This window comes from Pseudomonas sp. HMSC067G02, from assembly GCF_001813485.1.
Lineage (GTDB): Bacteria > Pseudomonadota > Gammaproteobacteria > Pseudomonadales > Pseudomonadaceae > Pseudomonas > Pseudomonas aeruginosa.
In genome coordinates, this window is the sequence record NZ_KV812613.1 from 12,409 (window position 1) to 28,899 (window position 16,491).

The 16,491-nt window shown below is 64.5% G+C and carries 13 protein-coding genes; 10 read left to right on the plus strand and 3 right to left on the minus strand.

Annotated elements, in window-relative coordinates:
• Positions 1 to 55 precede the first annotated feature (55 nt).
• The 3 genes from mupP to HMPREF2914_RS00950 all read right to left on the minus strand — a co-directional run bounded on the left by mupP (position 56) and on the right by HMPREF2914_RS00950 (position 2,916).
• Positions 56 to 736 carry an N-acetylmuramic acid 6-phosphate phosphatase MupP gene (gene mupP / locus HMPREF2914_RS00940; protein WP_078452304.1) on the minus strand — a complete coding sequence of 227 codons (681 nt, stop codon included), beginning with the start codon at positions 734 to 736 and terminating at the stop codon, positions 56 to 58.
• Positions 733 to 1,431: a bifunctional 2-polyprenyl-6-hydroxyphenol methylase/3-demethylubiquinol 3-O-methyltransferase UbiG gene (gene ubiG, locus HMPREF2914_RS00945; protein ID WP_003091451.1), complete on the minus strand. Its 699-nt coding sequence runs from the start codon at positions 1,429 to 1,431 to the stop codon at positions 733 to 735. Before ubiG ends, mupP begins: the two co-directional genes overlap by 4 nt.
• Before the next feature lie 150 nt (positions 1,432 to 1,581).
• Positions 1,582 to 2,916, minus strand: a complete 1,335-nt coding sequence (locus tag HMPREF2914_RS00950; protein WP_023091536.1) for a TRZ/ATZ family hydrolase — start codon at positions 2,914 to 2,916, stop codon at positions 1,582 to 1,584.
• A 109-nt stretch (positions 2,917 to 3,025) separates the two neighbouring features.
• Here HMPREF2914_RS00950 and mtnA point away from each other — a divergent pair, with 109 nt between their 5' ends.
• The 10 genes from mtnA (at position 3,026) to HMPREF2914_RS01000 (ending at position 16,219) form a co-directional block, all read left to right on the plus strand.
• Positions 3,026 to 4,102, plus strand: coding sequence for an S-methyl-5-thioribose-1-phosphate isomerase (gene mtnA, locus HMPREF2914_RS00955; protein ID WP_023091537.1), 1,077 nt, complete (start codon positions 3,026 to 3,028; stop codon positions 4,100 to 4,102).
• 236 nt (positions 4,103 to 4,338) lie between these two features.
• Positions 4,339 to 7,110 carry a DNA gyrase subunit A gene (gene gyrA / locus HMPREF2914_RS00960; RefSeq protein ID WP_003091448.1) on the plus strand — a complete coding sequence of 924 codons (2,772 nt, stop codon included), beginning with the start codon at positions 4,339 to 4,341 and terminating at the stop codon, positions 7,108 to 7,110.
• Between the two features lie 87 nt (positions 7,111 to 7,197).
• A complete protein-coding gene (serC, locus tag HMPREF2914_RS00965; protein WP_003111764.1) occupies positions 7,198 to 8,283 on the plus strand; it encodes a 3-phosphoserine/phosphohydroxythreonine transaminase in 1,086 nt (361 codons plus the stop codon).
• Positions 8,283 to 9,380 (plus strand): prephenate dehydratase, encoded by a 1,098-nt coding sequence (gene pheA, locus HMPREF2914_RS00970; RefSeq protein ID WP_003091446.1) that lies wholly within the window; start codon positions 8,283 to 8,285, stop codon positions 9,378 to 9,380. The genes serC and pheA overlap by 1 nt, the downstream gene beginning before the upstream one ends.
• Before the next feature lie 68 nt (positions 9,381 to 9,448).
• Positions 9,449 to 10,558, plus strand: a complete 1,110-nt coding sequence (hisC, locus tag HMPREF2914_RS00975) for a histidinol-phosphate transaminase (protein ID WP_003115433.1) — start codon at positions 9,449 to 9,451, stop codon at positions 10,556 to 10,558.
• Positions 10,551 to 12,791, plus strand: coding sequence for a bifunctional prephenate dehydrogenase/3-phosphoshikimate 1-carboxyvinyltransferase (locus tag HMPREF2914_RS00980; RefSeq protein WP_023091538.1), 2,241 nt, complete (start codon positions 10,551 to 10,553; stop codon positions 12,789 to 12,791). The genes hisC and HMPREF2914_RS00980 overlap by 8 nt, the downstream gene beginning before the upstream one ends.
• A complete protein-coding gene (gene cmk, locus HMPREF2914_RS00985) occupies positions 12,791 to 13,480 on the plus strand; it encodes a (d)CMP kinase (RefSeq protein ID WP_003106707.1) in 690 nt (229 codons plus the stop codon). The genes HMPREF2914_RS00980 and cmk overlap by 1 nt, the downstream gene beginning before the upstream one ends.
• 267 nt (positions 13,481 to 13,747) lie before the next feature.
• Positions 13,748 to 15,427: a 30S ribosomal protein S1 gene (gene rpsA / locus HMPREF2914_RS00990; RefSeq protein WP_003091442.1), complete on the plus strand. Its 1,680-nt coding sequence runs from the start codon at positions 13,748 to 13,750 to the stop codon at positions 15,425 to 15,427.
• Between the two features lie 136 nt (positions 15,428 to 15,563).
• Positions 15,564 to 15,848, plus strand: coding sequence for an integration host factor subunit beta (ihfB, locus tag HMPREF2914_RS00995; protein ID WP_003091441.1), 285 nt, complete (start codon positions 15,564 to 15,566; stop codon positions 15,846 to 15,848).
• Between the two features lie 56 nt (positions 15,849 to 15,904).
• Complete coding sequence (locus HMPREF2914_RS01000) at positions 15,905 to 16,219, plus strand: lipopolysaccharide assembly protein LapA domain-containing protein (protein ID WP_049875598.1); 315 nt, start codon at positions 15,905 to 15,907, stop codon at positions 16,217 to 16,219.
• Positions 16,220 to 16,491 lie beyond the last annotated feature (272 nt).

The following is a 16,491-nucleotide window of genomic DNA, read 5'->3' on the forward strand; positions in this document are numbered from 1 at the left end:
TTTGAATGCATGACCCGCCTGGCGGCGGGTCGTTGTCTGTCGGCGGCGCTGCGGATCAGCAGTCGCAGAGCGCGCGGTCGAGAACGTCGATGAGTTCGCGCGGGTGGTCGACGATCACGTCGGCGCCCCAGTGCGCGGGGTTGTCTTCGGGGTGGATGTAGCCGTAGCGCACCGCCGCGGTCTTGGTTCCGGCGTCGCGGCCGGATTCGATGTCGCGCAGGTCGTCGCCGATGAACAGCACCCTCGACGGATCGATGCCGAGCTGGCTACAGGCCAGTAGCAGCGGCTCGGGATCGGGCTTGCTGCGGGTCACGTGGTCCGGGCAGACCAGCACCCTGGAACGCTCGGCGTAGCCCAGGCGCTGCATGATCGGTTCGGCGAAGCGCACCGGCTTGTTGGTCACCACGCCCCAGATCAACCCGGCTTTCTCGATCGCCGCAAGCAGTTCGGGGATGCCGTCGTAGGGCCGGCTGAGAACCGCGCAATGCTCCTGGTAGTGGTCGAGGAACTCCTGGCGCAGGGGTTCCAGTTCCGGGCTGTCCAGCGACAGGCCGAAGGCCGCGGCAACCATCGCGCGCGCGCCGCCGGAGACCACGTCGCGCACCTGTTGCTCGTCCACCGGCGGCAGGCCGTGGGCGGCACGCATGGCCTGGGTGATGGCGATGAAGTCCGGCGCCGTGTCGAGCAAGGTGCCATCCATGTCGAACAGTACCGCTTTGAGCCGCATGCGCTTCACGCCTCCCGCTGGGTCTGGACCATGTAGTTGACGTCGACGTCGTTGGCCAGCTTGTAGTGCTTGGTCAGCGGGTTGTAGGTCAGGCCGATGATGTCCTTGACCTCGAGACCGGCCTCGCGCGACCAGGCGCCGAGTTCCGACGGACGGATGAACTTGCGGAAATCGTGGGTCCCGCGCGGCAGCAACTGGAGGATGTACTCCGCGCCGATCACCGCGAACAGGTAGGCCTTGGGATTGCGGTTGATGGTCGAGAGGAAAACCTGTCCGCCCGGCTTGACCAGGCGGTGGCAGGCGCGGATCACCGAGGCCGGGTCCGGCACGTGTTCGAGCATCTCCAGGCAGGTGACCACGTCGAATTGCCCGGGCATTTCCTCGGCCATCTGCTCGGCGGTGATCTGCCGGTAGTCGACGGCGACGCCGGATTCCAGTTGGTGCAGGCGCGCCACCGCGAGCGGCGCTTCGCCCATGTCGATGCCGGTGACGTTGGCGCCGCGCTGGGCCATGGCTTCGCTGAGGATGCCGCCGCCGCAACCGATGTCGAGCACCTTCTTGCCGGCCAGGCCGGCGCGCTCGTCGATCCAGTTGACGCGCAGCGGGTTGATGTCGTGGAGCGGCTTGAACTCGCTCTCGCGGTCCCACCAGCGATGGGCCAGTGCCTCGAATTTGGCGATCTCGGCGTGGTCGACGTTGCTCATAATCGTTCCCGTTGAAGAGTGAAGCCTTTGGGGGAAGGGCCGCGGCGGCGGAATCCAATCCTTCATGTTGCCAGCTTTGGCGGAGGGATGGGGCCGGCGGCGGTTCGCCTTCCTATGTCAGTTTGTCGCAGCGGGCCGGCCCGCCGCGGTTCAGGACCTGTCGCTGGCGGCGATCTTCGCCCCCCATTCGCGGGCCCTGGCGATCAGGCGCTGTTCGTCGTGACGGAGCAGGCGGCCGTCGTCGAGCAGTTGCCTGCCGCCGACCCAGACATGCCGCACGCAGTCGCGGTCGCTGGCATAGATAAGTTGCGAAACCGGGTCGTAGACCGGTTGCTGGGCCAGGCCGGACAGGTCGAAGGCCACCAGGTCGGCGGCCTTGCCGGCTTCCAGGGAGCCGATCAGGCGCTCCAGGCCAAGCGCGCGGGCGCCGTTCAGGGTGGCCATGCGCAGCGCGCGGTGGGCGTCGAGGGCGGTGGCCTGGCCGTACACGGCCTTGGCCAGCAGCGCCGCGGTGCGGGTCTCGCCGAGCAGGTCGAGATCGTTGTTGCTGGCCGCGCCGTCGGTGCCGATGGCCACGTTGACCCCGGCCTGCCAGAGCTTCTCCACCGGGCAGAAGCCGCTGGCCAGCTTGAGGTTGGATTCCGGGCAGTGGATCACCGAGCTGTTGGTTTCCACCAGCATCGCCAGGTCGTCGTCGTCCACCTGGGTCATGTGCACCGCCTGGAAGCGCGGGCCGAGCAGGCCGAGGCGGTGCAGACGGGCCAGCGGGCGCTCGCCGTTGCGCTCCATGGCCTGCTCCACCTCGAAGGCGGTCTCGTGGACATGCATCTGGATGCTGGCGTCGAGTTCCTCGGTGAGCACCAGGATCTGCTCCAGCTTGTCGTCGCTCACCGTATAAGGTGCGTGCGGGCCGAAGGCGATGCGGATGCGCGGGTGGTGCTTGAGGTCGTCGAACAGCGCCATGCCCTGGCGGATCGCCTCGGCGCTGTCGCGGGCGCCGGGGATCGGGAAGTCCAGCACCGGGATCGCCACCTGGGCGCGTACCCCGCTGTCATGGACCACGCCGCAGATGGCCTGTGGATAGAAGTACATGTCGGAGAAACAGGTGATGCCGCCCTTTACCTGTTCGGCGATGGCCAGCTCCGTGCCGTCGCGGATGAAATCCTCGCTGACCCATTGGCCTTCGGCCGGCCAGATGTGGTCCTGCAGCCAGGTCATCAGCGGCAGGTCGTCGGCGAGACCGCGGAACAGACTCATTGCCGAATGGCCGTGGGCGTTGACCAGGCCGGGGGCGAGCAGCATGCCGGGCAATTCGCGGATTTCCGTGGCGCCATGGCGCATGGCCTGCTCGCGCGGCGCGACCAGGGCGATCTGACCGTCGCGGATGCCCAGCGCGTGATCGCGCAGCACCACCCCGGCGGGCTCCACGGGGACGATCCAGGTCGGCAGCAGGAGGAGGTCGAAGGGGTTACGGACGTTGGGCATGGCGGCGCATCCTGGGCGCAGAGCGGGAAGCCGGAAGTATACCCGAGCGTCCGCGGCTGGGGCTCGTTATAATCCGCAGCTTTTCCGTGATTCAGCGAGAGGTGTGTGCATGCGAGAGCGACTGCTGGCGGCCGAGCGGGTCAAGGCGATCGAGTGGCGGGACGGTACGCTGCGGTTGCTGGATCAGCGCCTGCTGCCCCAGGAGGAGGTCTGGCTCGAACACGAGTCGGCGGCCGAGGTGGCCAAGGCCATTCGCGATATGGTCGTGCGCGGCGCGCCGGCCATCGGCATCAGCGCCGCCTACGGCATCGTCCTTGGCGCCCGCGCGCGCCTGGCGCAGGGCGGCGACTGGCGCGCCGCGCTGGAGGAGGACTTCCGCCTGCTGGCTGACTCGCGACCCACGGCGGTCAACCTGTTCTGGGCGCTGAACCGCATGTGCGACCGTCTGGAGCGAATGAAAGAGGGCGACCAGCCGCTGGCGGTGCTGGAAGCCGAGGCGATCTCCATCCATGAAAGCGACCGCGAGGCCAACCTGACCATGGCCCAGTTGGGCATGGAGCTGATCCGCAAGCAGCAGGGCAGCCCGCAGAACATCCTCACCCACTGCAATACCGGCGCCCTGGCGACCGGCGGGTTCGGCACCGCGCTGGGGGTGATCCGCGCCGCGCACCTGGAAGGCCTGGTCAATCGCATCTACGCCGACGAAACCCGGCCCTGGCTCCAGGGCTCGCGACTGACCGCCTGGGAACTGGCCAACGAAGGCATCCCGGTCAGCCTGAACGTGGATTCGGCCGCCGCGCACCTGATGAAGACCGAGAACATCACCTGGGTCATCGTCGGCGCCGACCGCATCACCGCCAATGGCGATGTCGCCAACAAGATCGGCACCTACCAGTTGGCAGTCAACGCCATGCACCACGGCGTGCGCTTCATGGTGGTGGCGCCGAGTTCGACCATCGACATGAACCTGGAGAGCGGCGAGGACATCCCGATCGAAGAGCGCGACGGTCGCGAACTGCTGGAAATCGGCGGGCGACGGGTGGCGGCCGAGGTCGATGCCTACAATCCGGTATTCGACGTGACCCCGGCGGACCTTATCGATGCCATCGTGACCGAGCGTGGCGTCGTCGAGCGTCCCGACGCCGAGCGCATGGCCGCCCTGATGAGCCGCAAGCGCCTGCATTGAACGAGGCGACTGGAGGTCGTCCCCGCCAGGGCCTTTGCCTTGGGCTGGGGCGTGGGCTGTGGTAAGCTCCGACGGTTATTCGAGCGCCCCGCGGAGGGGCCTCGAGAGTGCGCGAATCCTTGACTCAAGTCGTTGATTTGTAGTGAGTTGGCGCTGCTCGGGCATGCGCCGACCTACTTCGTTTGCCTCAGGATCGAGGCGGCGAAGTTCCACCAGAAAAAGGAACCAGGCTTCTCATGGGCGAACTGGCCAAAGAAATTCTCCCGGTCAATATCGAAGACGAGCTGAAACAGTCCTATCTCGACTACGCGATGAGCGTGATCGTCGGGCGGGCCCTGCCGGATGCACGTGACGGCCTGAAGCCGGTGCACCGCCGTGTGCTTTATGCCATGAGCGAGCTGGGCAACGACTGGAACAAGCCCTACAAGAAATCCGCCCGTGTGGTCGGCGACGTGATCGGTAAGTACCACCCGCACGGCGACACCGCGGTCTACGACACCATCGTGCGCATGGCGCAGCCGTTCTCGCTGCGCTACATGCTGGTAGACGGCCAGGGCAACTTCGGTTCGGTGGACGGCGACAACGCCGCAGCCATGCGATACACCGAAGTGCGCATGGCCAAGCTGGCCCACGAACTGCTGGCGGACCTGGAAAAGGAAACCGTCGACTGGGTGCCCAACTACGATGGCACCGAGCAGATCCCGGCGGTCATGCCGACCAAGATTCCCAACCTGCTGGTCAACGGTTCCAGCGGTATCGCCGTGGGCATGGCGACCAACATCCCGCCGCACAACCTCGGCGAAGTGATCGACGGCTGCCTGGCGCTGATGGACAACCCCGACCTGACCGTCGATGAGCTGATGCAGTACATCCCCGGTCCGGACTTCCCCACCGCCGGCATCATCAACGGCCGCGCCGGGATCATCGAGGCCTACCGCACCGGTCGCGGGCGCATCTACATCCGCGCCCGCGCCGTCGTCGAGGAGATGGAGAAGGGCGGCGGTCGCGAGCAGATCATCATCACCGAGCTACCGTACCAATTGAACAAGGCGCGGTTGATCGAGAAGATCGCCGAGCTGGTGAAAGAGAAGAAGATCGAGGGTATTTCCGAGCTGCGCGACGAGTCCGACAAGGACGGCATGCGCGTGGTCATCGAGCTGCGTCGCGGCGAGGTGGGCGAGGTGGTCCTCAACAACCTCTACGCCCAGACCCAGCTGCAGAGCGTGTTCGGCATCAACGTGGTGGCCCTGGTCGACGGCCAGCCGCGCACGCTGAACCTGAAGGACATGCTCGAAGTGTTCGTCCGCCACCGCCGCGAAGTGGTGACCCGGCGTACCGTCTACGAGCTGCGCAAGGCCCGCGAGCGCGGGCACATCCTGGAAGGCCAGGCGGTCGCCCTGTCGAACATCGATCCGGTGATCGAGCTGATCAAGAGTTCGCCGACCCCGGCCGAGGCCAAGGAACGCCTGATCGCCACTGCCTGGGAGTCCAGCGCGGTGGAAGCGATGGTCGAGCGTGCCGGCGCCGACGCCTGTCGTCCGGAAGATCTGGATCCGCAGTACGGCCTGCGCGACGGCAAGTACTACCTGTCGCCGGAACAGGCCCAGGCGATCCTCGAGCTGCGCCTGCATCGCCTGACCGGCCTGGAGCACGAGAAGCTGCTCTCCGAATACCAGGAAATCCTCAACCTGATCGGCGAGCTGATCCGCATCCTGACCAACCCGGCGCGCCTGATGGAGGTGATCCGTGAGGAACTGGAAGCGGTCAAGGCCGAATTCGGCGATGCTCGCCGCACCGAGATCGTGGCTTCCCAGGTCGACCTGACCATCGCCGACCTGATCACCGAGGAAGACCGCGTGGTGACCATTTCCCACGGCGGCTACGCCAAGTCCCAGCCGCTGGCCGCCTACCAGGCGCAGCGTCGCGGCGGCAAAGGCAAGTCCGCCACCGGGATGAAGGACGAGGACTACATCGAACACCTGCTGGTGGCCAACAGCCATGCAACCCTCCTGCTGTTCTCCAGCAAGGGCAAGGTCTACTGGCTGCGTACCTTCGAGATTCCGGAGGCCTCGCGTACCGCGCGTGGCCGGCCGCTGGTGAACCTGCTGCCGCTGGACGAGGGCGAGCGGATCACCGCGATGTTGCAGATCGACCTGGAGGCGCTGCAGCAGAACGGCGGCGCCGATGACGACCTCGACGAAGCCGAAGGCGCGGTGCTCGAGGGCGAGGTGGTCGAGGCCGCCGAGGTCGAGGAAGTCGAGGGCGAGACCGCCGAGCTGGTGGCCGAGCCGACCGGCGCCTACATCTTCATGGCCACCGCCTTCGGTACCGTGAAGAAGACCCCGCTGGTGCAGTTCAGCCGTCCGCGCAGCAGCGGCCTGATCGCGCTCAAGCTGGAGGAGGGCGACACCCTGATCGCCGCCGCGATCACCGATGGCGCCAAGGAAGTCATGCTGTTCTCCAGCGCCGGCAAGGTGATCCGCTTCGCCGAGAGCGTGGTGCGCATCATGGGCCGCAACGCCCGCGGCGTACGCGGCATGCGCCTGGGCAAGGGGCAGCAGCTGATCTCCATGCTGATTCCGGAGTCCGGGGCGCAGATCCTCACCGCCTCCGAGCGCGGCTTCGGCAAGCGTACCCCGCTGAGCAAGTTCCCGCGTCGCGGCCGTGGCGGCCAGGGGGTGATCGCCATGGTCACCAACGAGCGCAACGGCGCGCTGATCGCCGCGGTACAGGTCCAGGAAGGCGAGGAGATCATGCTGATTTCCGACCAGGGCACCCTGGTGCGGACGCGTGTCGACGAAGTCTCCCTGTCCGGCCGCAATACCCAGGGCGTAACCCTGATCAAGCTCGCCAGCGACGAGGTACTGGTCGGTCTGGAGCGTGTCCAGGAGCCGTCGGGCGGAGATGACGAGGACCTGCCCGAAGGGGAGGAAGCTGCCGAATCTCTGGGCGAGTCGGCCGAGTCCGAGTCCGAGCCCGCGGCGGAAGCGGAAGGCAACGAAGAGTAAGGCTCGGGGCGGGCGCCTGCGCCCGCCCGGCCGATGACCTCGGCGGATAACTCACGGCTATCCGCCCTACCTATAGCGAGAGTGGATGTGAGCAAGCGAGCCTTCAATTTCTGCGCCGGTCCCGCGGCGCTTCCCGACGCAGTTCTGCAACGTGCCCAGGCCGAGCTTCTCGACTGGCGGGGCAAGGGCCTTTCGGTCATGGAAATGAGCCACCGTAGTGATGACTACGTGGCCATCGCCAGCAAGGCCGAGCAGGACCTGCGCGACCTGCTCGACATTCCCTCGGACTACAAGGTGCTGTTCCTGCAGGGCGGCGCCAGCCAGCAGTTCGCCGAGATCCCGCTGAACCTGCTGCCCGAAGATGGCGTCGCCGACTATATCGATACCGGTATCTGGTCGAAGAAGGCCATCGAGGAGGCTCGTCGCTATGGCACCGTGAACGTCGCGGCCAGCGCCAAGGAGTACGACTACTTCGCCATTCCGGGTCAGAACGAGTGGACGCTGACCAAGGACGCGGCCTATGTGCACTACGCCTCCAACGAGACCATCGGCGGCCTCGAGTTCGACTGGATACCCGAGACCGGCGACGTGCCGCTGGTCACCGACATGTCCTCCGATATCCTCTCGCGCCCGCTCGACGTGTCCCGCTTCGGCCTGATCTATGCCGGGGCGCAGAAGAACATCGGCCCGTCCGGCCTGGTGGTGGTGATCGTTCGCGAAGACCTGCTCGGCCGCGCCCGCAGCGTCTGCCCGACCATGCTCAACTACAAGATCGCCGCGGACAACGGTTCCATGTACAACACCCCGGCGACCTACTCCTGGTACCTGTCCGGCCTGGTCTTCGAATGGCTGAAGGAGCAGGGCGGGGTGACCGCGATGGAGCAGCGCAACCGCGCCAAGAAGGACCTGCTGTACAAGACCATCGATGCCAGCGACTTCTACACCAACCCGATCCAGCCGAGCGCCCGCTCCTGGATGAACGTGCCGTTCCGCCTGGCCGACGAGCGTCTCGACAAGCCGTTCCTGGAAGGCGCCGAGGCGCGCGGGCTGCTCAACCTGAAAGGCCACCGCTCGGTCGGCGGCATGCGCGCTTCCATCTACAACGCCCTTGGCCTGGACGCGGTCGAGGCGCTGGTCGCATACATGGCGGAGTTCGAGAAGGAGCACGGCTGATGGCGGACCAGGACCAGCTCAAGGCCTTGCGCCTGCGCATCGACAGCCTCGACGAGAAGTTGCTCGAGCTGATCAGCGAGCGTGCCCGTTGCGCCCAGGACGTGGCGCGAGTGAAGACCCAGACCCTGGGCGAGGGCGAGGCGCCGGTGTTCTACCGTCCCGAGCGCGAAGCCTGGGTGCTCAAGCACATCATGCAATTGAACAAGGGGCCGCTGGACAACGAAGAGGTCGCGCGGCTGTTCCGCGAGATCATGTCGTCCTGCCTGGCGCTCGAGCAGCCGCTGAAAGTGGCCTATCTCGGACCCGAGGGCACCTTTACCCAGGCCGCGGCACTCAAGCATTTCGGCAATGCGGTGATCAGCACGCCGATGGCGGCGATCGACGAGGTGTTCCGCGAGGTCGCCGCCGGCGCAGTGAACTTCGGCGTGGTGCCTGTGGAAAACTCCACCGAGGGGGCGGTCAACCATACCCTCGACAGCTTCCTCGAGCACGACATGGTGATCTGCGGCGAAGTCGAGTTGCGTATCCACCATCACCTGCTGGTCGGCGAAACCACCAAGACCGACAACATCACCCGGATCTATTCCCATGCCCAATCCCTCGCGCAATGTCGCAAGTGGCTGGACTCGCACTACCCGAGCGTCGAGCGGGTGGCGGTGTCGAGCAACGCCGACGCGGCCAAGCGGGTGAAGAGCGAGTGGAATTCGGCGGCGATCGCCGGCGACATGGCGGCCAGCCTGTACGACCTGAGCAAGCTGCACGAGAAGATCGAGGACCGCCCGGACAACTCCACGCGCTTCCTGATCATCGGCAACCAGGAGGTTCCGCCGACCGGCGACGACAAGACCTCGATCATCGTTTCCATGCGCAACAAGCCGGGAGCCCTGCACGAGCTGCTGGTACCGTTCCACAACAACGGTATCGACCTGACCCGCATCGAAACCCGCCCGTCGCGCAGCGGCAAATGGACCTACGTGTTCTTCATCGATTTCGTCGGCCACCATAAAGAACCGCTGATCAAGGACGTCCTGGAGAAGATCGGCCAGGAAGCCGTCGCCCTGAAGGTCCTGGGCTCCTATCCGAAAGCGGTGCTCTGAGCGCGCTGTCATTCCGAAGAGACGGGTCATCGATGAATGCCCCGTCCCGCGTCGAGGCTGAACTATCCATGTCCGATTTCCTTGCCCTGGCCCAGCCGGGGGTGCAAAAGCTGTCGCCCTACGTCCCTGGCAAGCCGGTGGACGAACTGGCCCGCGAGCTGGGCATCGACCCTGCGGCGATCGTCAAGCTCGCCAGCAACGAGAACCCGCTGGGTGCGAGCCCAAAGGCGCTAGAGGCTATCCGCGCCGAACTGGCGGAACTGACCCGTTATCCTGACGGCAACGGTTTCGAACTCAAGCGCAAGCTGGCCGAGCGTTGCGCGGTGGATGCGGCGCAGGTGACCCTGGGCAACGGCTCCAACGACATTCTCGACCTGGTCGCCCGTGCCTACCTCGCGCCTGGTCTGAACGCCGTGTTCAGCGAACATGCCTTCGCCGTCTACCCGATCGCCACCCAGGCCGTGGGCGCCGAGGGGCGGGCGGTCAAGGCGCGCGCCTGGGGGCATGACCTGGAAGCGATGCTCGCCGCCATCGATGGGCAAACTCGCGTGGTGTTCGTCGCCAACCCGAACAACCCGACCGGGACCTGGTTCGGTGCGGACGCCCTGGAGCGGTTCCTCGCCCAGGTGCCGGCGGAGGTGCTGGTGGTGCTGGACGAGGCCTATATCGAATACGCCGAGGGCGACGAGCTGCCCGATGGCCTGGACTACCTGGCGCGCCATCCCAACCTGCTGGTCTCGCGGACCTTCTCCAAGGCCTATGGCCTGGCTTCGCTGCGGGTCGGCTACGCGCTTTCGAGCAAGGCGGTGGCCGATGTGCTCAACCGGGTGCGCCAGCCGTTCAATGTCAATAGCCTGGCCCTGGCGGCTGCCTGCGCGGCGCTGGATGACCATGACTACCTGGCGCAGAGTCGCCGCCTAAACGATTCCGGCATGGCGCAGCTGGAGGATGGCTTTCACGCGTTGGGCCTGTCCTGGATTCCCTCGAAGGGCAACTTCATCGCCGTGGATCTGGCTCGTGATGCCGGTCCGGTCTACCAGGCGCTGCTGCGCGAAGGCGTGATCGTGCGTCCGGTGGCTGGCTACGGGATGCCGACCTTCCTGCGCGTCTCCATCGGGCTGCCGGAAGAGAACGATCGTTTCCTCCAGGCGCTGGGCAAGGTGCTGGCGCATGACTGAGGTCACGCCGCTGCAACAGTCGACCCCTAAGCTGGGCCGCCTGGTGGTGGTGGGGCTGGGCCTGATCGGTGGTTCCTTCGCCAAGGGGTTGCGGAGCAAAGGGTTGTTCCGGGAAGTGGTCGGCGTGGATCGGGATGCCGAGTCTTGCCGCCTGGCGGTGGAGCTCGGCGTGGTTGACCGTTGCGAGGAGGATCTTGGTCGCGCCTGCGTCGGCGCCGACGTGATCCAGCTGGCGGTGCCGATCCTGGCGATGGAGCGGGTGCTGGCCGACCTGGCGAAGCTCGACCTGGGCAAGGCTGTATTGACCGACGTTGGCAGCGCCAAGGGCAATATCGTGCGTGCCGCGCGTGCCGCGTTCGGCGGGATGCCGCGGTACCTGGTACCGGGGCATCCGATCGCGGGTTCCGAGCAGAGCGGAGTGACCGCGGCGAAGGCGACCCTGTTCCGCCGGCACAAGGTGATTCTCACGCCCTCCGCGGAGACCGATGCCGACGCGCTGGCGCTGGTCGACAGCCTGTGGCGCGCGCTGGGCGCGGACGTCGAGCACATGGAGGTCGAGCATCACGACGAGGTTCTGGCGGCCACCAGCCACCTGCCTCACCTGCTGGCCTTCACCCTGGTCGACTCCCTGGCCAAGCGCAGCGAGAACCTGGAGATCTTCCGCTATGCCGCCGGCGGTTTCCGTGATTTCACACGGATCGCCGGCAGCGACCCGGTGATGTGGCACGACATCTTTCTCGCCAATCGCGAGGCGGTGCTGCGTACACTGGATGTTTTTCGTGACGACCTCGACGCGCTGCGCGAGGCCGTCGACACTGGGGACGGGCACCAGTTGTTGGGCGTTTTCACGCGCGCCCGGGTAGCCCGTGAGCATTTCAGCAAAATCCTGGCCCGTCGGGCCTATGTGGACGCCATGCACAACAACGACCTGATTTATCTGGCCCAGCCGGGCGGCAGCCTGTCCGGAACCATCCGGGTACCGGGCGACAAGTCGATCTCCCATCGCTCGATCATGCTCGGCTCCCTGGCCGAAGGCACCACCGAAGTGGAGGGCTTCCTCGAGGGCGAGGACGCACTGGCAACCATCCAGGCGTTCCGCGACATGGGAGTGGTGATCGAGGGGCCGCAGAACGGCCGCGTCACCGTCCATGGCGTTGGCCTGCACGGCCTCAAGGCGCCGCCTGGGCCGATCTACCTGGGTAACTCCGGTACTTCCATGCGTCTGCTCAGCGGTCTGCTGGCGGCCCAGCCGTTCGACAGCACCCTGACCGGCGACGCTTCCCTTTCCAAGCGGCCGATGAATCGCGTAGCCAAGCCGTTGCGCGAGATGGGCGCGGTAATCGAGACGGGGCCGGAAGGCCGTCCGCCGATGACCATTCGCGGCGGCCAGCGCCTCACCGGTATGCATTACGACATGCCGATGGCCAGCGCCCAGGTGAAGTCCTGCCTGTTGCTCGCCGGGCTCTACGCCGCGGGTGAGACCTCGGTCACCGAGCCGGCGCCGACCCGCGACCACACCGAGCGCATGCTGCGCGGCTTCGGCTATCCGGTGGAGGTCGAGGGCAGCACCGCCAAGGTCGAATCCGGGCACAAGTTGAGCGCCACCCATATCGAGGTCCCGGCCGACATTTCCTCGGCAGCCTTCTTCCTGGTTGCCGCCAGTATCGCCGAGGGTTCGGAACTGGTCCTGCAGCACGTCGGCATCAACCCGACGCGCGTCGGCGTCATCGAGATCCTGCGCCTGATGGGTGGTGACCTGAGCCTGGAAAATCAGCGCGAGGTCGGCGGCGAGCCGGTCGCCGACATCCGCGTGCGCTCCGCGCGGCTCAAGGGCATCGACATTCCCGAGGACCTGGTGCCACTGGCCATCGACGAGTTCCCGGTACTCTTCGTGGCTGCCGCCTGCGCCGAGGGGCGCACCGTCCTGCGTGGCGCCGAAGAGCTGCGGGTCAAGGAGTCGGACCGTATCCAGGTCATGGCCGACGGCCTGAAGGCCCTGGGCGTGAAGGCCGAGCCGACCCCGGATGGCATCGTCATCGAGGGTGGTGCGTTCGGTGGCGGCGAAGTCTGGGCGCACGGCGACCACCGTATCGCCATGTCCTTCAGCGTCGCTTCGCTGCGCGCCAGCGGGCCGATCCGCATCCACGATTGCGCCAACGTCGCCACCTCCTTCCCCAACTTCCTCGCCCTGTGTGCCCAGACCGGTATCCGGGTCGCCGTGGAGAACAATTGATGAACGGCGCTGTACCGATGCTCGCCATCGATGGCCCCAGTGGCGCCGGCAAGGGCACGGTCGCCGGGCTGCTCGCCCGGCGCCTGGGCTGGAACCTGCTGGATTCCGGGGCGCTTTATCGGCTGTTGGCGTTCGCCGCGGTCAACCATGGTGTCGACCTGACCAATGAAGAGGCGCTGAAGGTCCTGGCTGCGCACCTCGATGTGCAGTTCGTCGCCGCCGATGGCAGCCATGGGCAGCGCATCATTCTCGAAGGTGAGGAAGTGACCGATGTGATCCGTACCGAGCAGGTCGGTGCCGGCGCTTCCCAGGTCGCGGCGCTGCCGGCCGTGCGCGATGCGCTGCTGCAGCGCCAGCGGGCGTTTCGCGAGGCTCCGGGACTGGTGGCCGACGGCCGCGACATGGGCACCGTGGTATTTCCCGATGCGCCTCTGAAGATCTTCCTCACCGCCTCGGCGGAGGAGCGTGCGCGTCGACGCTACCTGCAGTTGAAGGCGAAGGGCGCGGATGTCGACCAGTCTGCCTTGCTGGAAGAAATCCGCGAGCGCGACGAGCGCGACAGCCAGCGCGCGGTCGCGCCGCTGAAACCGGCCGATGACGCGATCCTGCTGGACTCCACCGAAATGAGCATCGAGGCGGTGGTCGAGACGATCATCCGGCACTGCGAGCGGCAGGGCTGGGACGTCTGAGGTTTCGGCGCGGGAATTGACGATACAGGGCCTGGTTGCTAATATTCCAGACCTTATGTTGTGGCGTTTTGCAGGTGCGGCGAGGGTTGCCTCCCGACTTGCCTGGCGCCATCGCAGAACAACCCAACTGGGCATTCCCATTCGGGAGTGCAATCAGAAGCTAGCAGGAAACCAGCAAATTGTCCTGCGGCTTCATTTAATGACTTGACCGCATTGGCTGGTGATGCGGAATCGGGCCCTTCCGGGCCTTTGACTACAGGTATGAACATGAGCGAAAGCTTCGCAGAACTCTTTGAAGAAAGTCTGAAATCCCTCGACATGCAGCCGGGTGCCATCATCACCGGCATCGTGGTCGACATCGATGGTGACTGGGTCACCGTCCATGCCGGTCTGAAATCCGAGGGCGTCATCCCGGTCGAGCAGTTCTACAACGAACAGGGCGAACTGACCATCAAGGTGGGTGACGAAGTCCACGTCGCACTGGACGCGGTAGAAGACGGCTTTGGCGAGACCAAGCTGTCCCGCGAGAAAGCCAAGCGCGCCGAGAGCTGGATTGTTCTGGAAGCGGCTTTCGCTGCCGACGAAGTGGTCAAGGGCGTCATCAACGGCAAGGTCAAGGGCGGTTTCACCGTCGACGTCAACGGCATCCGCGCGTTCCTGCCGGGTTCGCTGGTCGACGTGCGTCCGGTTCGCGACACCACCCACCTGGAAGGCAAAGAGCTCGAGTTCAAGGTCATCAAGCTCGACCAGAAGCGCAACAACGTTGTCGTTTCCCGCCGCAGCGTCCTGGAAGCCGAGAACAGCGCCGAGCGTGAAGCTCTGCTGGAATCGCTGCAGGAAGGCCAGCAGGTCAAGGGTATCGTCAAGAACCTCACCGACTACGGCGCATTCGTGGACCTGGGCGGCGTAGACGGCCTGCTGCACATCACCGACATGGCCTGGAAGCGCATCAAGCATCCGTCCGAGATCGTCAACGTTGGCGACGAGATCGACGTCAAGGTCCTGAAGTTCGACCGCGAGCGCAACCGTGTATCCCTGGGCCTGAAGCAACTGGGCGAAGACCCGTGGGTTGCCATCAAGGCGCGTTACCCGGAAGGCACCCGCGTCATGGCCCGCGTCACCAACCTCACCGACTACGGCTGCTTCGCCGAGCTGGAAGAGGGCGTGGAAGGCCTGGTACACGTCTCCGAAATGGACTGGACCAACAAGAACATCCATCCGTCGAAAGTCGTCCAGGTTGGCGACGAAGTGGAAGTTCAGGTTCTGGACATCGACGAAGAGCGTCGTCGTATCTCCCTGGGTATCAAGCAGTGCAAATCCAACCCGTGGGAAGACTTCTCCAGCCAGTTCAACAAGGGTGACCGTATCTCCGGTACCATCAAGTCGATCACCGACTTCGGTATCTTCATCGGTCTGGACGGCGGCATCGACGGCCTGGTCCACCTGTCCGACATCTCCTGGAACGAAGTCGGCGAAGAAGCCGTACGTCGCTTCAAGAAGGGCGACGAGCTGGAAACCGTCATCCTGTCGGTCGACCCGGAGCGCGAGCGCATCTCCCTGGGCATCAAGCAGCTGGAAGACGATCCGTTCTCCAACTACGCGTCCCTGCACGAGAAAGGCAGCATCGTCCGCGGTACCGTGAAGGAAGTCGACGCCAAAGGCGCTGTCATCAGCCTGGGCGACGACATCGAAGGTATCCTGAAGGCTTCCGAAATCAGCCGTGACCGCGTCGAAGACGCGCGCAACGTCCTGAAGGAAGGCGAGGAAGTCGAAGCCAAGATCATCAGCATCGACCGCAAGAGCCGCGTCATCAGCCTCTCCGTCAAGTCCAAGGACGTCGACGACGAGAAGGACGCAATGAAAGAACTGCGTAAGCAGGAAGTAGAAAGCGCTGGTCCGACCACCATCGGTGATCTGATCCGTGCTCAGATGGAGAATCAGGGCTAAGTCTCTGATCCATCATGAAAAAGGGCGGCCTAGGCCGCCCTTTTTCGTTTTCCCCTTCTTGGACCTGTTCAAAGACTGATCAGCATGCTAAAAGAGACCTGAGCTGATCTAGCCGCTTGAAAAAGAAGGGAAAACCATGACCAAGTCGGAGTTGATCGAACGGATCGTTACCCATCAGGGGCAACTGTCCGCGAAGGATGTCGAGTTGGCAATCAAGACCATGCTGGAGCAAATGTCCCAGGCCCTGGCGACCGGGGACCGGATCGAGATCCGTGGCTTCGGCAGCTTTTCCTTGCACTACCGCGCCCCGCGCGTCGGTCGCAACCCCAAGACCGGGGAGTCGGTACGCCTCGACGGCAAGTTCGTGCCGCACTTCAAGCCGGGCAAGGAGTTGCGGGATCGGGTCAACGAGCCGGAGTGATATCGGTCCATTCGGATATTGGAGTCTTCATGCTTTGGATAAGGCGCATACTGCTGATGGGTGGAGTGCTGTTTATCGCTCTTCTCGTAGTAGTTATGGTATTGGAAAACCGGCAGGTTACTCATTTCGAACTGTTCGGTTTGCTTACCCCCGAGCTGCCCGTTGTTCTCTATGTTGCCTTGGTGTTCATCTTGGGTGGTTTCATTGGCCTATTGGCCGGTTCGTCACTTTTAGCGCGAGCTAATATACGTATCAAGGCAATCGAGAAGGATCTTGCCAAGGCTCGGAAAGAGAGAGATTCCTTACTTGCTCGGCTTTCTTCATCGAGTGATGGGGATTCTGACAATGGCCTGAGGCGCAAGGACTCATAGCGGATCGACTGGTTAGAGTGGCCTTCCATCTTGATTGCGTTCTGCCATCATTTTACTTGTTACCTCCGGGCTTTTTCTTTGAAGCTGTTCCGCGATTTGAATCGTATGCTCAGCTGTACTGAGCGAGCAATCAGTCTTCAGAAAACTAAAATACTTCTTACGGAACTGAGGCGTGTTCTTGGCTGTCTATCGTAGAATTCCTTGTACAGATAATCTCTGGCACAGGGTGTGCTACTTGAGGAGGCGTCGAGATATGTTCATGTTTTTTATAT